The organism is Treponema sp. R80B11-R83G3 (assembly GCF_054786115.1).
The window spans coordinates 1-14,605 of record NZ_BDHF01000043.1 but is presented as its reverse complement, the minus strand read 5'-3'; the positions used below and the strand labels follow the sequence as shown (position 1 = coordinate 14,605).

General features: G+C 42.6%; 14 protein-coding genes and 1 pseudogene. 3 read left to right on the top strand and 12 right to left on the bottom strand.

The genetic code is table 11. The features are described 5' to 3' along the window. Window positions 1-188: 188 nt before the first annotated feature. Window positions 189-1,529: a family 43 glycosylhydrolase gene (locus tag ACYVRH_RS07795; protein WP_461256364.1), complete on the top strand. Its 1,341-nt coding sequence runs from the start codon at window positions 189-191 to the stop codon at window positions 1,527-1,529. 142 nt (window positions 1,530-1,671) lie between these two features. Here the strand turns inward: ACYVRH_RS07795 and larC are convergent, their stop codons facing one another. The 6 genes and pseudogenes from larC to ACYVRH_RS07765 all read right to left on the bottom strand — a co-directional run bounded on the left by larC (window position 1,672) and on the right by ACYVRH_RS07765 (window position 6,513). Further along, window positions 1,672-2,844 (bottom strand): nickel pincer cofactor biosynthesis protein LarC, encoded by a 1,173-nt coding sequence (larC, locus tag ACYVRH_RS07790; RefSeq protein WP_461256363.1) that lies wholly within the window; start codon window positions 2,842-2,844, stop codon window positions 1,672-1,674. A 23-nt stretch (window positions 2,845-2,867) separates the two neighbouring features. After that, window positions 2,868-3,623, bottom strand: coding sequence for a nickel pincer cofactor biosynthesis protein LarB (gene larB, locus ACYVRH_RS07785; RefSeq protein WP_461256362.1), 756 nt, complete (start codon window positions 3,621-3,623; stop codon window positions 2,868-2,870). Continuing rightward, window positions 3,620-4,342 (bottom strand): energy-coupling factor ABC transporter ATP-binding protein, encoded by a 723-nt coding sequence (locus ACYVRH_RS07780; protein WP_461256361.1) that lies wholly within the window; start codon window positions 4,340-4,342, stop codon window positions 3,620-3,622. The genes larB and ACYVRH_RS07780 overlap by 4 nt, the downstream gene beginning before the upstream one ends. A 263-nt stretch (window positions 4,343-4,605) precedes the next feature. Beyond that, complete coding sequence (locus tag ACYVRH_RS07775) at window positions 4,606-5,187, bottom strand: flavodoxin (RefSeq protein ID WP_461256360.1); 582 nt, start codon at window positions 5,185-5,187, stop codon at window positions 4,606-4,608. Further along, complete coding sequence (locus ACYVRH_RS07770; RefSeq protein ID WP_461256359.1) at window positions 5,184-5,861, bottom strand: hypothetical protein; 678 nt, start codon at window positions 5,859-5,861, stop codon at window positions 5,184-5,186. Before ACYVRH_RS07770 ends, ACYVRH_RS07775 begins: the two co-directional genes overlap by 4 nt. 226 nt (window positions 5,862-6,087) lie before the next feature. Beyond that, window positions 6,088-6,513 (bottom strand): annotated as a pseudogene (locus tag ACYVRH_RS07765) (GxxExxY protein). 146 nt (window positions 6,514-6,659) lie between these two features. Here ACYVRH_RS07765 and ACYVRH_RS07760 point away from each other — a divergent pair. Next, window positions 6,660-7,025, top strand: a complete 366-nt coding sequence (locus ACYVRH_RS07760; RefSeq protein ID WP_461256358.1) for a type II toxin-antitoxin system RelE/ParE family toxin — start codon at window positions 6,660-6,662, stop codon at window positions 7,023-7,025. Between the two features lie 10 nt (window positions 7,026-7,035). Further along, window positions 7,036-7,218 (top strand): hypothetical protein, encoded by a 183-nt coding sequence (locus tag ACYVRH_RS07755; protein ID WP_461256357.1) that lies wholly within the window; start codon window positions 7,036-7,038, stop codon window positions 7,216-7,218. A 337-nt stretch (window positions 7,219-7,555) separates the two neighbouring features. Here the strand turns inward: ACYVRH_RS07755 and ACYVRH_RS07750 are convergent, their stop codons facing one another. The 6 genes from ACYVRH_RS07750 to ACYVRH_RS07725 form a co-directional block, all read right to left on the bottom strand. Next, entirely contained in the window at window positions 7,556-7,948 is a 393-nt protein-coding gene (locus ACYVRH_RS07750; RefSeq protein ID WP_461256356.1) for a hypothetical protein, read from the bottom strand. 95 nt (window positions 7,949-8,043) lie between these two features. Beyond that, complete coding sequence (gene cbiQ / locus ACYVRH_RS07745) at window positions 8,044-8,868, bottom strand: cobalt ECF transporter T component CbiQ (RefSeq protein ID WP_461256355.1); 825 nt, start codon at window positions 8,866-8,868, stop codon at window positions 8,044-8,046. Beyond that, window positions 8,834-9,865, bottom strand: coding sequence for an energy-coupling factor ABC transporter permease (locus tag ACYVRH_RS07740; RefSeq protein WP_461256354.1), 1,032 nt, complete (start codon window positions 9,863-9,865; stop codon window positions 8,834-8,836). The genes cbiQ and ACYVRH_RS07740 overlap by 35 nt, the downstream gene beginning before the upstream one ends. A 213-nt stretch (window positions 9,866-10,078) precedes the next feature. Then, window positions 10,079-12,505: a [Fe-Fe] hydrogenase large subunit C-terminal domain-containing protein gene (locus tag ACYVRH_RS07735; protein ID WP_461256353.1), complete on the bottom strand. Its 2,427-nt coding sequence runs from the start codon at window positions 12,503-12,505 to the stop codon at window positions 10,079-10,081. A gap of 89 nt (window positions 12,506-12,594) precedes the next feature. Next, window positions 12,595-13,233, bottom strand: coding sequence for a redox-sensing transcriptional repressor Rex (locus ACYVRH_RS07730; RefSeq protein WP_461256365.1), 639 nt, complete (start codon window positions 13,231-13,233; stop codon window positions 12,595-12,597). 77 nt (window positions 13,234-13,310) lie between these two features. Beyond that, on the bottom strand, window positions 13,311-14,501 hold the full coding sequence (locus ACYVRH_RS07725) for a trans-sulfuration enzyme family protein (protein ID WP_461256352.1): 1,191 nt from the start codon (window positions 14,499-14,501) through the stop codon (window positions 13,311-13,313). Between the last annotated feature and the right edge of the window lie 104 nt (window positions 14,502-14,605).

Sequence of the window (14,605 nt, the reverse complement as noted above, 5' to 3'; positions counted from 1 at the left end):
AAAAAACAGGGAAAAGATTCATGAGCGGGTAAAACAGTACGGATTTACTTATATAGCAATAGATTTGTTGGGGTATCGGACGGGAAGCATGAATGAAACGCTTGAGCTATAAACGTTTTCCCCTTCCATAATATAAAATAATCTGTTACCCTTAACATTGGAAAGCTAGTTTTCGGAGGAGATATTATATGAAACATTTAAGGACATTATCTATTATAGTTATAGTCGTTTTTGTTATTATTATCGCTTGTAATAATGATAACAATGGAAATGAAGAAAATATGAAGGACTGTACAGTAACTTTTGCCCTGGGGTATACAACAAGCAAAATTCCCCCGCAGCCAATAACGGTCAGAGCGGGAACTTCCGCCGGCTCACTATTCCCCGGTAATCCCGCCCGTCCGGCACGCAGCTTTATCGGATGGAGAGATCAAAAAGGAGTCCAATATACTCGTGATACAATTATAAAAAGCAATATTACCTTAACGGCGAATTGGAGATTTACACCCGGCCCCGTAAACCCTATAATAACGGACAGATTTACCGCTGATCCGGCAGTATTTGTTGACGGGGCCACAGTGTATATTGTTTGCGGAGAAGACAAGCTTCCCCCCGATGCGCCCTCAAATGAATATTATCGTATACCGCACTGGGTTATGTATTCGACTCAAGACATGAGCAATTTTAAATATGAAGGAATTATTCTCAAATCGGATGATTTTCCGTATGGTCAGCCAAACTCGGCATGGGCATCTCAGATAATTAAAGGACGTGACGGCATGTACTATTTTTATGTTACCGTCAAACACACAAACGGACTACAGACTGTCGGAGTGGCGGTGGCTGAGAACCCGACCGGCCCCTATTTTCCGGTAAGAACACCGGTAGTTACAAGGGACATGGTAAACGCAGATACCGGATATAGTACGGATGACAATATCGATCCGACAGTCTTTATTGATGACGACGGTACGGCTTATTTGTCATGGGGACAAAGGCAGCCGCGCATCGCACAGCTTAAATCTAATATGACTGAAATTGAAAGACCGATAAAAATGCTGTTTCAAGACGGGTGGACACAAACAAAAAGAGATGGGGATTATGTAATAAGGTTTGAAGAAGGGCCGTATTTATACAAAAAAGACGGGCATTATTATATGTTCTATGCTTCCATGCGCAGACAGCCCGACAATTCCAGTTCTATAGGTGAAACTTTATCCTACGCGATGGCGGATGATATAAACGGACCGTGGACAGACGGCGTTGAAATCTCGGATTGCGCACCCGGAATTAACGGCGAGGGAAACAGTTTTACCGTGCATCCGGCGGTATTTGAATTCAAAGGACAATCATATATGCTGTATCATAACAAAGCCCTGATTCTTAATGTGGATGGCGTGGAATGGAGAGGCGATACCGGCAGGCGCAGTCTTGCGATTGACTACTTATATTTTGACGGAGATGGCAGGTCCCAGTTTATTAATATAAGGCAATTAACTGGCATCTCTGTACCGCCGCTTGATTTTTGAACATAATAACAATATCAACGCAGAGGGAAAAGATAACACAGCAATAACCAGCACCGATTTTTCGTAGTGCCGTCAATTCATTGATGGCACTCTATAAAGTGTTTGCGTAGATAAATTAAATTATTATTTGTACCAAATTGCATTAGCGGTTACACTCTTTCAACACATCCTGAATCGATATTCCCCTTTCCCTGGCGATTTTTGCTATATCCTCATATTCGGGCTTTGATTTTTGTACCCCGTAACCGCAAGCGGTTTTAATTTTTACAGAACCGTACTTTGTTTGAATTTCTTTTTGCTCCCTATGCAAAGTGTAACGGCGGCTTGTATTCTCTCTCATTCCCAGCGTGCTTGTATGTTTGAAAATAAGCGAAACCATCTTGTCTTTTAATTCACTTCTGCACATACAGGTAAAAGTTAAACCCATGCGCCCTTTTTTCATGCAAATAGGGGTAGTGTAAACGTCAAGAGCGCCTTCCTCAAACAAAAGCTGCTGCGCGAAGGCTACCGCCTCAGGCGACATATCATCTAAATTGCAAACAAGCTCCGTAACTTCTTCTGCATTGTTTACCGTGTTGCCGATATAAGCGCGTATGCAATTTGCTTTTTCAAAATCTTTTTTGCCCATGCCGTAACCGATCTTATTAACGCTGATCACAGGCATTGCGCGAAATTCTTTTACAAAATGTTTGAGTAACGCCGCGCCCGTTGGCGTACAAAGTTCGCCTTGCGTCTGGTCGCTATACATGGGAATATTTTGCAAAATATAAGCGGTTGCGGGAGCCGGCACGGGTAAAATGCCGTGAGCGCAGCGGACGTGTCCGCTTCCGGTATTAACAGGGGAGGACAGAATTACATCGGGAGCAAGTTCTTCTATCAACATACATACGCTTGTAATGTCGGCAATAGCGTCCATCTCTCCTACTTCGTGAAAATGTATTTTGTCTACCGGAACGCCATGCGCGTGACTTTCAGCTTCGGCTATCAGTTTGTAAACCGCAAGGGCGTTCTTTTTTACGGTATCGGAAACAGTTAAATGGCTAATTAAATGCTCTATGTCGTGATAGCTGTTATGGCTGTGATGATGATGACTATCCGCATGATCATCTTCTTCCTTTCCGTTGACCGTTACGGTGATATGCGTTCCTGTTATGCCGCACTTTATGGATTGTTGGGCGCTTACCAGTACATTGGGGATGCCAATGTCGTTTAACTTCTTCAAAAATTCTTGAGGATTGTCATGCAATTCAAGCAAAGCTGCCAAGAGCATATCTCCCGCTGCGCCCATATTACATTCAAAATACAGTGTTTTCATTTAACACCTCTCTTACGATTTATCTATATGATAAATCTATGATTTATCATACTTGCCAAATAACCAGCGCCAAAACCGTTGTCAATATTCACTACGCTTACGCCGCTGGAACATGAATTAAGCATTGAAAGAAGAGCGGACAGTCCGTTGAACGAAGCGCCGTAGCCTACGCTGGTGGGAACGCCGATAACAGGACAATCAACCAGTCCGCCTATGACGCTGGTAAGCGCACCTTCCATTCCGGCGATGGAAATTATTACTTGCGCGTCCATAATCGCCTCAAGCCGTGACAGGAGACGGTGAAGCCCCGCGACACCGACATCGTAAAGGCGGACAACTTCGTTGCCAAGGGCTTCGGCGGTAATAGCCGCTTCTTCCGCGACAGGAATGTCGCTCGTGCCTCCAGTGGCGACTACAATTTTTCCAATACCGTCGGGTTTTGGCATTTCGCCGACAATCCCAATTCGTGCCGTTTGATGATATTGCAATGGGATTTTTTTATTGACAATTTCCACCGCTTCCGCAGATAGCCGGGTTATCATTATTAACCTCTGCCCCTTATCCTTCATAGCAGTTATAATGCCGATGATTTGTTCCGGCGTTTTGCCTTCGCCGTATATTACTTCGCCGGCGCCCTTTCGCAATTCGCGGTGGTGGTCAAGTTTCGCGTAACCCAAATCTTCAAAAGGTTCGGTGCAAAATCTTGATAACGCTTCTTCGGGAGTAATTGCGCCCTCTTGAATATTTTTTAATAAATGTAAAGTTTCCTGTTTGTTCATAAATTATCATTCCTCCCTTCAATAGCTTCCAAATCGCAATGCGCCATCAATTCTTTGTCATACAACAAGTCAGTCATTCCGTCCGCTGCAATTTGTCCGTTCTTCAATATAATTACGCGATTGCATACTTTAGCGGCAAAAGTTATATCATGCGTTGCTATTATTTTTGTATGGTTTAATTTTTTTAATGTTTCAACAAGAGAGCGTTTCGCCTTTGGGTCAAGAAAGGCGGTCGGCTCGTCAAACATCAATATAGAAGGCTCCATTGCTAAAACCGACGCTATTGCCGCCAGGCGTTTTTCGCCGCCGGATAATTTTAACGATGAACGGCTACTCAGATGATTTATATTTAACTGTTTAAGTGTTTCATCTACCCGTATTGAAATTTCATCTTCCGACATTCCAAAATTACGGCAACCAAAGGCGATGTCGTCATAAACAAGCGGCATAAACAACTGGTCATCGGGATTTTGAAAAACCACGCCTACTCTTTTTCGGATTTCATTAACTGTTTTTTTACTAAGTTGTATTCCATCTATTTCTATAGCGCCGTTTGACAATTCAAGTATCCCGACAATAGCAAGCAAAAGCGTCGTTTTGCCTGCGCCATTTTCGCCGATTAACGCGATATTTTCGCTTTCGCTGACGGTCATGGTTATGTCGTCTATCGCTTTTGTCTTGTCAGGATAAATAACCGTTACGTTTTGAAGTTTCAACATTGCAGAAGCCTTCCCAAAAAAATTACTCCTAAAATTTGCGCCGCTTCTGAAGCGCAAGATACCTTCATGGTATCGTTTTTTATGGAAGAATTGTTAGTGTTCTGTAATATTCTTATGATGTAATATATCTTTGCATAATTCGTTGTGCAACAACGAATTATGCAAACTTGGTATTTTGTTATCTGTATATTACAGAACACTAGTCTGCGCCATACCTTCATGATATGGATTATAGAGTACTATATTATTATTCAGAGAAATTATCAAGTACGGAATCCAATTTTGCGAAGCCATGCGGTTACGTCTTTGTTTGGGTTGCTTACTCTGGTGGCGTCATTGGGGTTTCTGTCAAAGGCGCTGACATCAAGCCCTTCGCCGATAACTGCCTTGGGGCATAACTTTTTTATGTCGTCAAGACTGCGCCCGAAGCGGCTGCCGCCGTGGGTTACAAGGGGATATATTGTCTTGCCCGAAAAATCGTAGGCTTCAAGGAAAGTGAATACCGGCATCGGCAATGTGCCCCACCAGTTCGGATAACACAAAAACACCGTGCTGTATTGTTCCATGTTTGCGACCTTTCCCGATATGGCGGGTCGGGCGTTGGCGTTCTGTTCCTGTTTTGCCGCTTTGGTACACTCATCGTAGTTATTTGGATAAGGCGTTACTGTTTTTATCTCGAACAGTACACCGCCGGTTGCCTGCGCTATTTGTTCCGCAAGCGTTTTTGCGTTGCCGCTCCATGAGAAATAAGCGACAAGAATTTTGCTATTCCCTGTTTGCGCGGTTAATTCCATGTTTACCCCCAAAAAAATCAGAATAAATGCTAGAAAGAATTTTCTTTTCATAAAGAACCTCCATTTGTGGTTTTTCTATTTTTAAGCCAAAAAGTCAGCTTTAAAATATAATGTGTTATAATAACATATATTCCTATTATGGATAAGGTTTGAATGTAAAATAAAATGACAGGCTTTTCCTGCGGCCAATAATCAAACGAAAATCCAAGAAATAATTTTGCGAACATATCTCTGTCGAAAAACGACCACACGCCGAATATGAAAAAAAGCGCGGCAAAAATACGCATAACAGCAATAACGAGGCGGTTTTTGCCTGTGTATTTTGAGAATATTCCCCAATGAAACCCAAGATGAACGCCGATTAAAGGCATAAGCCAGTAAGCTGCGGCGGTGTGCGCCTCTCTTAAAGTTATCCCGCTCTCAAAAAGTAAAAAAGAAGGAGACCAGACCGCTTCCAATAGGCCTGTTATGATCAGCGTTGCCGCCGCTATTGCAAGCAATACATTAAAGACTGTCATCAGTATACGGTGCGGCGTGTATGCGTCTTTGAAAATATTTGTAAACCAGCGATGGTTAATAAAGACGTGCGTTGAAAATAAAATAAAAACTGTTATGCCTATAACTATGTGGACGGTATTTCTGGCTAATTGGGGATTGTACGCGCATAACAACAGGGCGATCATACTTATATTGAGCGTTATGCGTACTGGTTGTTTTATTGCCATAAAAGCACCCTTTATTATTTTGCTGAAAAGCCTAAAATTGGGCATTTTGGGCGTGTTTCTCCATTAACTCTTTTAATATATCATGTTTCCGGCAATATTGCACGGTCTTTTTTATCGCTTCCCTCAAAGATAACTCTTCTCCCTGATATTCCCTCACTTTTTTACTACGAACCAAAAGAGAATAATTTCTTAACCACGAACCACACGAACAAGAAGCGAACTTTCATTAACTGACCAACCTAATTATTTCTGATTTGGGATACGAATTAAAATCGACAAGAAGTCCTAATTTATAACCTGTAGCCGACATGTAGTTCATTAATTGCGCTTTATGCTGATTGTTAATTTTTGTTACGGCTTTTAGTTCAATGATTATTTTTTCATAACAAATAAAATCAGCAATATACTTACTTTTAAGTGGTATACTGTCATATATTATTTACTGTTTTGAAACAAACGGAATATTTTTCCGCCTTAATTTAATTTCTAACACTTCTTGGTATACTGCCTCAAGAAACCCAACGCCGAGTTTTTTATTTACCTCATAAATACAGTTGTTTATCTCATAGTTTTCTTCCCTGTAGAATATTTCTTTTTGTTCGTGTGCGTACCGAAGGTACGAGTTCGTGTGGTTCGTGGTAGGATTCTTCATAAATCTCCTCCAAAAAGTAATTTTTTTGAGCCTTCAAAAAAAGGTTCACCTATATATGGCGCGAGAGTGCCGTTTTGCTTGACTGAATTTGAAAATATTAAAATTTTTTTCTTGAAACTTTCATTATTTTAAAGTATTATTATTAAGTGAGAATATTTAAAAATACATGGTTTACCAGATTTGCCAATAAGGAAGGTATCACGGATACTGAATTAAAGGAAACGGCAGATCGGCTTGAAACAGGACAGGCGGACGCTGATCTTGGTGGCGATGTGTACAAAATGCGTGTGGCTCGTCCCGGTGAAGGAAAATCGGGCGGGTATCGGGTAATTGTGTTTTTTAGGAGTGAGGAAAGAACATTTTTTGTTTATGGTTTTGCGAAGTCCGACAAAAAAAATATTGACAGAGGTGATTTACGGGTTTTTAAAAATCGTTCAAAAGATGCTTTTTCAATGACCGAATCACAAATTAATTCTCGATTAAAAGATGGAACTTTAATCGAAGTTTTTTAGGAGACAGAATATGAAATATAAAAGTGAAATTTGTAAAGTAATGCATCAAGACGCAATGGCGGATTTTGAAGTAGGAGCGATTTCCGAAGAAAGAATGCGGGAATATGATAAAATGTGCCTTGTTAAAGAACCAAAGGCTTCTTATAAGACTGAAAAATCCCCGAAAACGGAATATGCCACCGCAACTCATTAATTATCTGCTCACAGCCCGAACAACCACACACCGCTAATTACCGGGATCGCTATTACCGTAAAAGTCCTGCACAAAGACAACCGGCGAGGAAAGCGAGAAGAAAATACAGAATAGGGCGAAAGCGATTAATTGTTTCATTCAAGTTAATTTCTTCTTACGAAGGAGTTCACACAAAGAGCACGAAGGGACAAAGATCACAAAGGGGGAGAAGGCACACTTGGAAAAAGCGTTAGTTGCCATCATTGCGCCTCCTTTTTACATAATCCAAACTACCCCATATCTAGTACCGCCGACTTGTCAGCGACACTATCGAAAAGTGGTAACAGTTACTATTGCGTTACCAATGAAGCCCAAGATGAACGCCGATTAAAGGCATAAGCCAGTAAGCTGCGGCGGTGTGTGCCTCTCTTAAAGTTATCCCGCTCTCAAAAAGTAAAAAAGAAGGAGACCAAACCGCTTCCAATAGGCCTGTTATGATCAGCGTTGCCGCCGCTATTGCAAGCAATACATTAAAGATTGTCAAAAACGCTCGGCTCGGCGTGTATTCGCCATTGAAAATATTTGTAAACCAGCGGCGGTTAATAAAGATGTGCGTTGAAAATAAAATAAAAACTGTTATGCCTATAACTATGTGGACGGTATTTCTGGCTAATTGGGGATTGTACGCGCATAACAACAGGGCGATCATACTTATATTGAGCGTTATGCGTACCGGTTGTTTTATTGCCATATTGGTTATCATAATTGATATTCGTAAATGCCTTTATCTTTTATGATACTGCTTTATGTTAGTTTATACAATAATTGAAACAGAGGTGTTTTCCATTATACAAGCCTTCCCAAAAATCCGTTCAACAGCATATTTATGTCAACAATACGAAATGTTATACAAGAAACAGAGACTACTGTAAAGAAAACTATGTCGTGTAATGTCAATATGTTCTTGCCTTGCTGTATATTTTTAAATGCATATCCTGATGTATACCCTATATTATACCCCTTGCATTTCATGGCATTGTATACGCGCTCGGCACGGTCAAAACTGCGGATCAATAACTGTCCCGCAAAACTGCCCATGTCCCTCATTTCAATTCCTTTTCTGTTTGGGCTTCTTAAAGAATACGCGATACTCATAGAGTACGCTTCGTTTAACAATACGCCGATATAACGATAGGTAAGTTCAAACATGACGATAAAAATTCCCGGCAGACGCAAACGCCGCAGTTCATTGGTAAGTTCAGAAAAGCGAGTTACAAATACAAGTATTAAGACTGCCATAACGCACAAATAAGTTTTAAACAATATGGAAAAAAATGAAATAACGCCACGGCTTACGATTAAATCGCCTATCAAAAACGCCGTGTTTCTGTCAAAAATTATGTTGCTTATTCCGGCAAAAAGGCAAAATGGCAATGCGACAAGAAAACGCTTTAAAAGCATTGAATACGGCGTTTCTGAAAGAGCCATGAGGAGCGCGGGGTAAAAGATATACGGTATCAAACGCCCCATGGCGTACCTGTTAAACGAAACAACGGTTACGATAAAAACCGCCGCAGACAATAACTTGGCAAGCGGATTTAGGCGGTGAATACAGGTACTGCCTGAGGCTAATTCTTCAAGCGCGTACAGTTCGTATATCTTGTTTTTCACTTCGTCTCTTTTTGACAATAGAAATGATAAACACGGTAATCCCTGCAAGCAGAAAAGTTAAAATACCGCCTAAAATTCCTGAAAGGGTTGTTCCTGCCGCTGTACCTTCCTCACCAGCATCAGAAAAATTGTAATCGGGCAGAAAAGCGGTTTTTTCTTGTATTGAAGCCGCTCCTTCCATCGCCTTATATTCACTTTCAAGTTCTGTTGTTCCTGTAATTTTTTCTATTGACCATTCAAGCCCGTCAGGGTGTGATGAGGCAAATATTGCAAAAACGCCGCCTACAAGCGCTGTAATAATCGCAAGCGTTACAAGCACTTTTCTTATAGGTATACCGCTTTGGATTGCCGTTCTGTTATATGTGCTCTCCATAATTTCAGGGCGCATTTTGTAGACAAAGAAAAGTACCGCCGCAGTTACAATGCCTTCGACAATGCCAATCGCAAGATGTATGGGCAACATTAAAAGAACGAAACTTGAAAAAGGCAACTCTGTAATGCCGGAAAATAATGTTTCAAGCACCACGCTAAACGCGCCAAGTTGCAATGCCACAACAACCGCAATAATAGAAGCCGCTGTTATTCTTCCAATTGTAATGTCTTTTTTTAACAGCGGCTTAAAAAGAAGTGGATACACAATAAGGCAGGGGATAACGCCCATATTAAAAATGTTGCAACCGAGGGCAAGCAAACCTCCGTCTGCAAAAAACAGACATTGAATAATTAATACCGCAGAAAGTGACAGCAGTGCCGGAAAACTGCCAATCATGGCGGCAAGCAAAATTCCGCCTCCAATATGACCGCTTGATCCTGTAGCGGGAATGGTAAAGTTGATCATCTGAGCGGCGAAAACAAACGCGCCCATCACGCCAATAATGGGGATTTTTTTCTCGCATAAATCGTCTTTTTTAATTTTTGAAACCGAATAACCAATAGCCGCAGCGCTTACAGCGCACATCGCTGTTCCCACAACAGGGGACAGTAAAGAATCTGCCATGTGCATAATAATTCCTCCTAAAAAATAAAACTTAAAGCTTGTTACACAAGCCTAGCTTGCGCCGCTTCTGAAACGCCGCTTCTTGAAGCGCAGACACCTTCGTGGCATCGTTCTATTTTTATGGAAATTACGGACACGGGTCATACCTTCATGGTATGGATTATATTGCACTATATCAGAAATCAGGAAAGATTGTCAAGATCGACAATAAAATTAATTAACCAATCTTGTCACTATTTCAAGCAATTGTTCTTTACCGAGCGACTTGTGTATGTAATCAATAGCTCCCAGTTCCCTTGCTTTGATTTTGTCTTTCGGGTCGTCCGATGCCGTATATATCGCTATTGGAATATTGTACAAGTTGCTGATGTTGCGTATTCTGTTGAAAGCATCCCAGCCGTCCATTTCTGGCATATACAAATCCAACAAAATCAAATTAGGAGAAAAATTACTCAGTAACAAGTCCAAAGCCTCCTTGCCGGAATTTGCCGTGGTAACATTATAATCATTTTTCAGCATTTCTTTTGTTATGGTAAGGGTGATTTCCTCATCATCAATTACCATGACTTTTTTCTTTGACAGCATAGTCAAATTAAGCATAGCCGTGCGTAGTTTTTCCGTCATCGACAGTATCTCGGCATAGCCGGTTTTTACCATGTTGCTTTGATTTTGAAGGCTGTCAAGCGCGGCGGTAATCTCGCCGCTTTCCGCCGACAGTTCGCCAAAGGTATTGATTAGATCGGACATGGTTTTAGCGAAACTGCTGATTTCATTTGCCATTTCGTTAATTCTACCGTCGGTGTCACTGGATTGTTTTTCAGTGATGGCTATCCCGTCAATGATGTTTTTCAACGTCTTGGAAATATTTACCGAATTCTCCCGTGTGCTGTCGGAAAGACGGCGTATCTCGCCTGCGACCACCCCAAAGCCCCTGCCCGCTTCGCCCGCGTGCGCGGATTCTATTGCCGCATTCATGGACAATAAATTGGTGTTAGCCGCTATCGTACTGATTATTTTAATCGCCTGCGCTATGCCTTCCACCGATTTGGAAATGTCCTCAATTGATTGAATTGTCTCCCGCATAGATTTCTCGCTTTTAACGGAGTTTTCCATTAACCCTTTTATTGTCTCCTGTTTGCTTTGGGAAAGCTCCGTAGTTTCTTTGAGTGCGCCAATCATTTTTTCAGTTGCGACCGAAGATTGAGCGATTGTTTCCGCTTGTGAATTGATAGTGCCATTCAGTTTGTTTATTAAATCATTTATTCCTTCAATAAGGTTTGACGCTTGAGCAATGTGTTTCTCAAGCTGACGGTTAAGTTCTTCAGTATTAGTTTTTTCCTTGAGCAAGGCAAGAATATAATGAGCGCAATTTTCCGGTTTGTTAAGTTTGTTGAAAATTGACTTTGCCATCGCCTCGCAACTTCCGTAACCGCAGCAAGTACAGTTGTATATGTCTTCCTTTCCGTATTTTTTCATACTGCGGAAAATTGCAGTTATTTCTGATTCGGTTGGCTGTTTGATTGTATTGTTCCCGGAAAGATCGCGGTAGCTCCGGTTATACAGGTTCTTTTTCCAGTAATTTTTCAAAACATCATGGTATTTTTTATGAGCGCTTGTTCCCTTTTGGGAATCATGTTCTTTTTCCAGTTCAGCCATGCGTTTTCGGACGTATTTTTCAAGCGTTGCAAGCGGTTTTTCGGCGTTCCCCGTGCCGGGGCCGCCAAGACAGCCTTTCTCGCAATTTAGGCAGTCTATCAAAAGCGGCAATTCATCATCGGTGTCCAATATTTTAGAGATTTCTTTTAAATATGGATAAATGGCAAATACCCCTTCAGTTTTGAGGGTGCGTCGTCTTATCCCAGGTTCAAAACGCTCGGCGGTGTCCAAAAGCCCTCCGGGAATTGGAAAACCTGCCGCGCGTTCCGCGCTTACTCCCGTATATTCCACTTGCGGAAAAGATGAAAGGTTTATATTTTGATTATCCATAAAATTTTTTAACGCGATCATAGTGACGTTGTAATCGCCCAGGCCTGTTTCGTCATATTCCCGCCGTTTCGCAATGCAGGGGGAGATTACGGCAACTTTATGGTTTTTATATTTTGGATAATATTCTTTAATCATTTTAATTGTATGAAGTATAGGGCTGTCTGCTGGCGCGAGATACGGCAGCAGTTCAGGGTGGTTAATTTCGATAAAGGTAACAATCGCGGGGCACGGCTGTGAAATCACCGTCCGTGGATTTTTTTGTTTGATGTATTCAAGATAGGACATGACCGTAAGTTCCGCGCCAAGGCTCACGTCAAAAAAAGCTTCAACGCCAAGAGATTTTAGCCAGCCGTTTAAGTTGAGGAATTGATTTGGAAAAACCGAAGCGACGGCAGGGGCTGCCACGGCGATAATTTTTTCCCTTTGTTTCAGATCGCCCATGAAACGACCAGTATCGTCTATGAAGGTTCTCGCCTTGTGGGTACAGGCGTTAATGCAGTTTCCACAGCCGATACAGATGTCGTGATTTATCTGTAATTTCTCTCCTGAACCGTCCATGCAGTACTTGACCGGACAAATTACGATACAGGTGTAACAGTTAATGCACTTTTCTTCATCAATTTTAATAACTGGAGTAAGCGGTGTTCTTGCCATTTTTCACCTTCTCTTTAGATACATAATTATCGGTAATTATGTAACGATATAATTATATCGAAACTTGGAAGGGTATGTCAATACTGAAGTTAAGAATTTGCGGGTGTTTTCATTTTAACCCGGAGCATGGCGTAACCAGCGCTCAGGTCTTCCTGCTGAACCGCTACGTTTTCCGGTACTTTGAGTTTAACGCCGGTAAAGTTCCATATTCCTTCAATGCCCGCGCCTACAAGCACATTCGCCGCTTCTTGGGCATATTCGGAAGGAACCGTAAGTATGGCGATTTTCGCCCTGAAATTTTGGATTTGAACATCCATTGTTTTTGCATTGAGTATTTTAACGCCGTTAATCCGCGTTCCAATTTTCTTGGGATCAACGTCAAATGCGACCAAAATGTGAAGGCCGTGGAGCAGAAACCCTTTGTAGCCGAGCAGCGCCGAACCAAGATTTCCGGCGCCTACCAGTATGGCGTCGCTGGTGGAATCCCAGCCCAAGTAATGCTCAATAGCGAAAATTATATCTTCAATAGGAAACCCTTTTTGGGGCGTTCCGGCGATCCCTGTTATGGCAAGGTCTTTGCGTACCTGTACGGGGTCAAGCCCCAATACTTCCGCAATGACGGCGGCGGAGACAAATTCTTTCCCTTCCTGCTGTAAGTCTCGGATTACAGGGAGATAGGAAGGAAACCTACGGACGGTGGATGCTGAAAAATTTTTAGGCTGCGCCATAGCCTTTATATTATCAAATTTTTTCGTTATTGTCTCCATTGTTTAGCGGCGAAAATAGCGAGAATGCTGTCTGATATTTATATCCCTGCCGCTTTCAACGCTTGTTCAATATCCATTATCAAGTCGTCCGTATCCTCAAGCCCAACGCTGAACCGAAAGAATCCTCCATGGAACTCATCGGTATAAAGATACTGCCGCTCGTCGTTTTCTCCGAGGAACACAATCAGGCTTTCGTCATGACCGAGAGAAACAGCGTTTGTAATTACGCGCAACTTGCTCACAAAACGGTTATGTCCGTCATGATCGGCATTGAGGCCGAAAGCCATAATTCCGCCGAAACCGCCCGGCATTTGCCGTTTGGCAATAGAGTATCCCTTGTGGCTTTCCAGTCCTGGATACGCTACAAAACGGACAGCGGACTGTTTCTCCAAAAATTGCGCCACGGCAAATGCGCTGTCATTGTGCTGTTTCATTCTTAAAGGCAGAGTTACCGCGCCGCGCATGATCAGCCATGCGTTAAACGGGCTGATCGCTCCGCCAAGGTTCACCATTGCCTGTGCGCGGATTTTATCGATCAGAGGCTTCGCGCCCAGCACCGCGCCGCCCATCGCGTCGCCGTGTCCGTTGATATATTTTGTCAGGCTTTCTATTGCAAGGTCGGCTCCAAGGGCAAGAGGACGCTGATTGTAAGGCGACGCAAATGTGTTGTCAACGGAAAGCAGTGCTCCGTTTTCATGGGCGATATTCGCGATTGTCTTTATATCGCTGATTTTCAGCGTGGGATTGGAAGGCGTTTCAATGTGGATTAGCTTTGTATTCGGTTTTATCGCCGCCTTTACTTTTTCCAAATCGGAGGAATCAACCAAAGTGGATTGGACATTATATTTTTCCGGCAGTAATTCATGCAGAAGGCGGTAAGCGGCGATGTAGGTTGAATCGGACACGACAACGTGATCGCCGGACTTGAGGAAGGCGAAAAACACGCCGGAAAGAGCCGCCACGCCGGACGCTAGAACAACGCAGTCGGGCGCGTCGTGGAGCAGGGCAAGTTTTTCCTGCAAGTACCGCTGATTTACTCCGCCATTGCGGGTATAAATACTGCCATCGGCGCTGCTCCAGTTTATATCCGACGGATCGTAAGGCAGCTCATAACTGTTCGCCATTGTGATCGGACGGCGGATAGCGCCAGTCTCACCGTCAACCTCATTGCCGCCGTGGATGGCGCGGGTGGCAAAGCCGAAATTTGCGTCAATATGTTTTTTGTTCATAAAGCGTTTCATTCATGCTTCCCGTCCGATACCCCAACAAATCTACTGCTATATAAGTAAACCCGTACTGTTTTACCCGCTCATGAATCTTTTCCCTGTTTTTC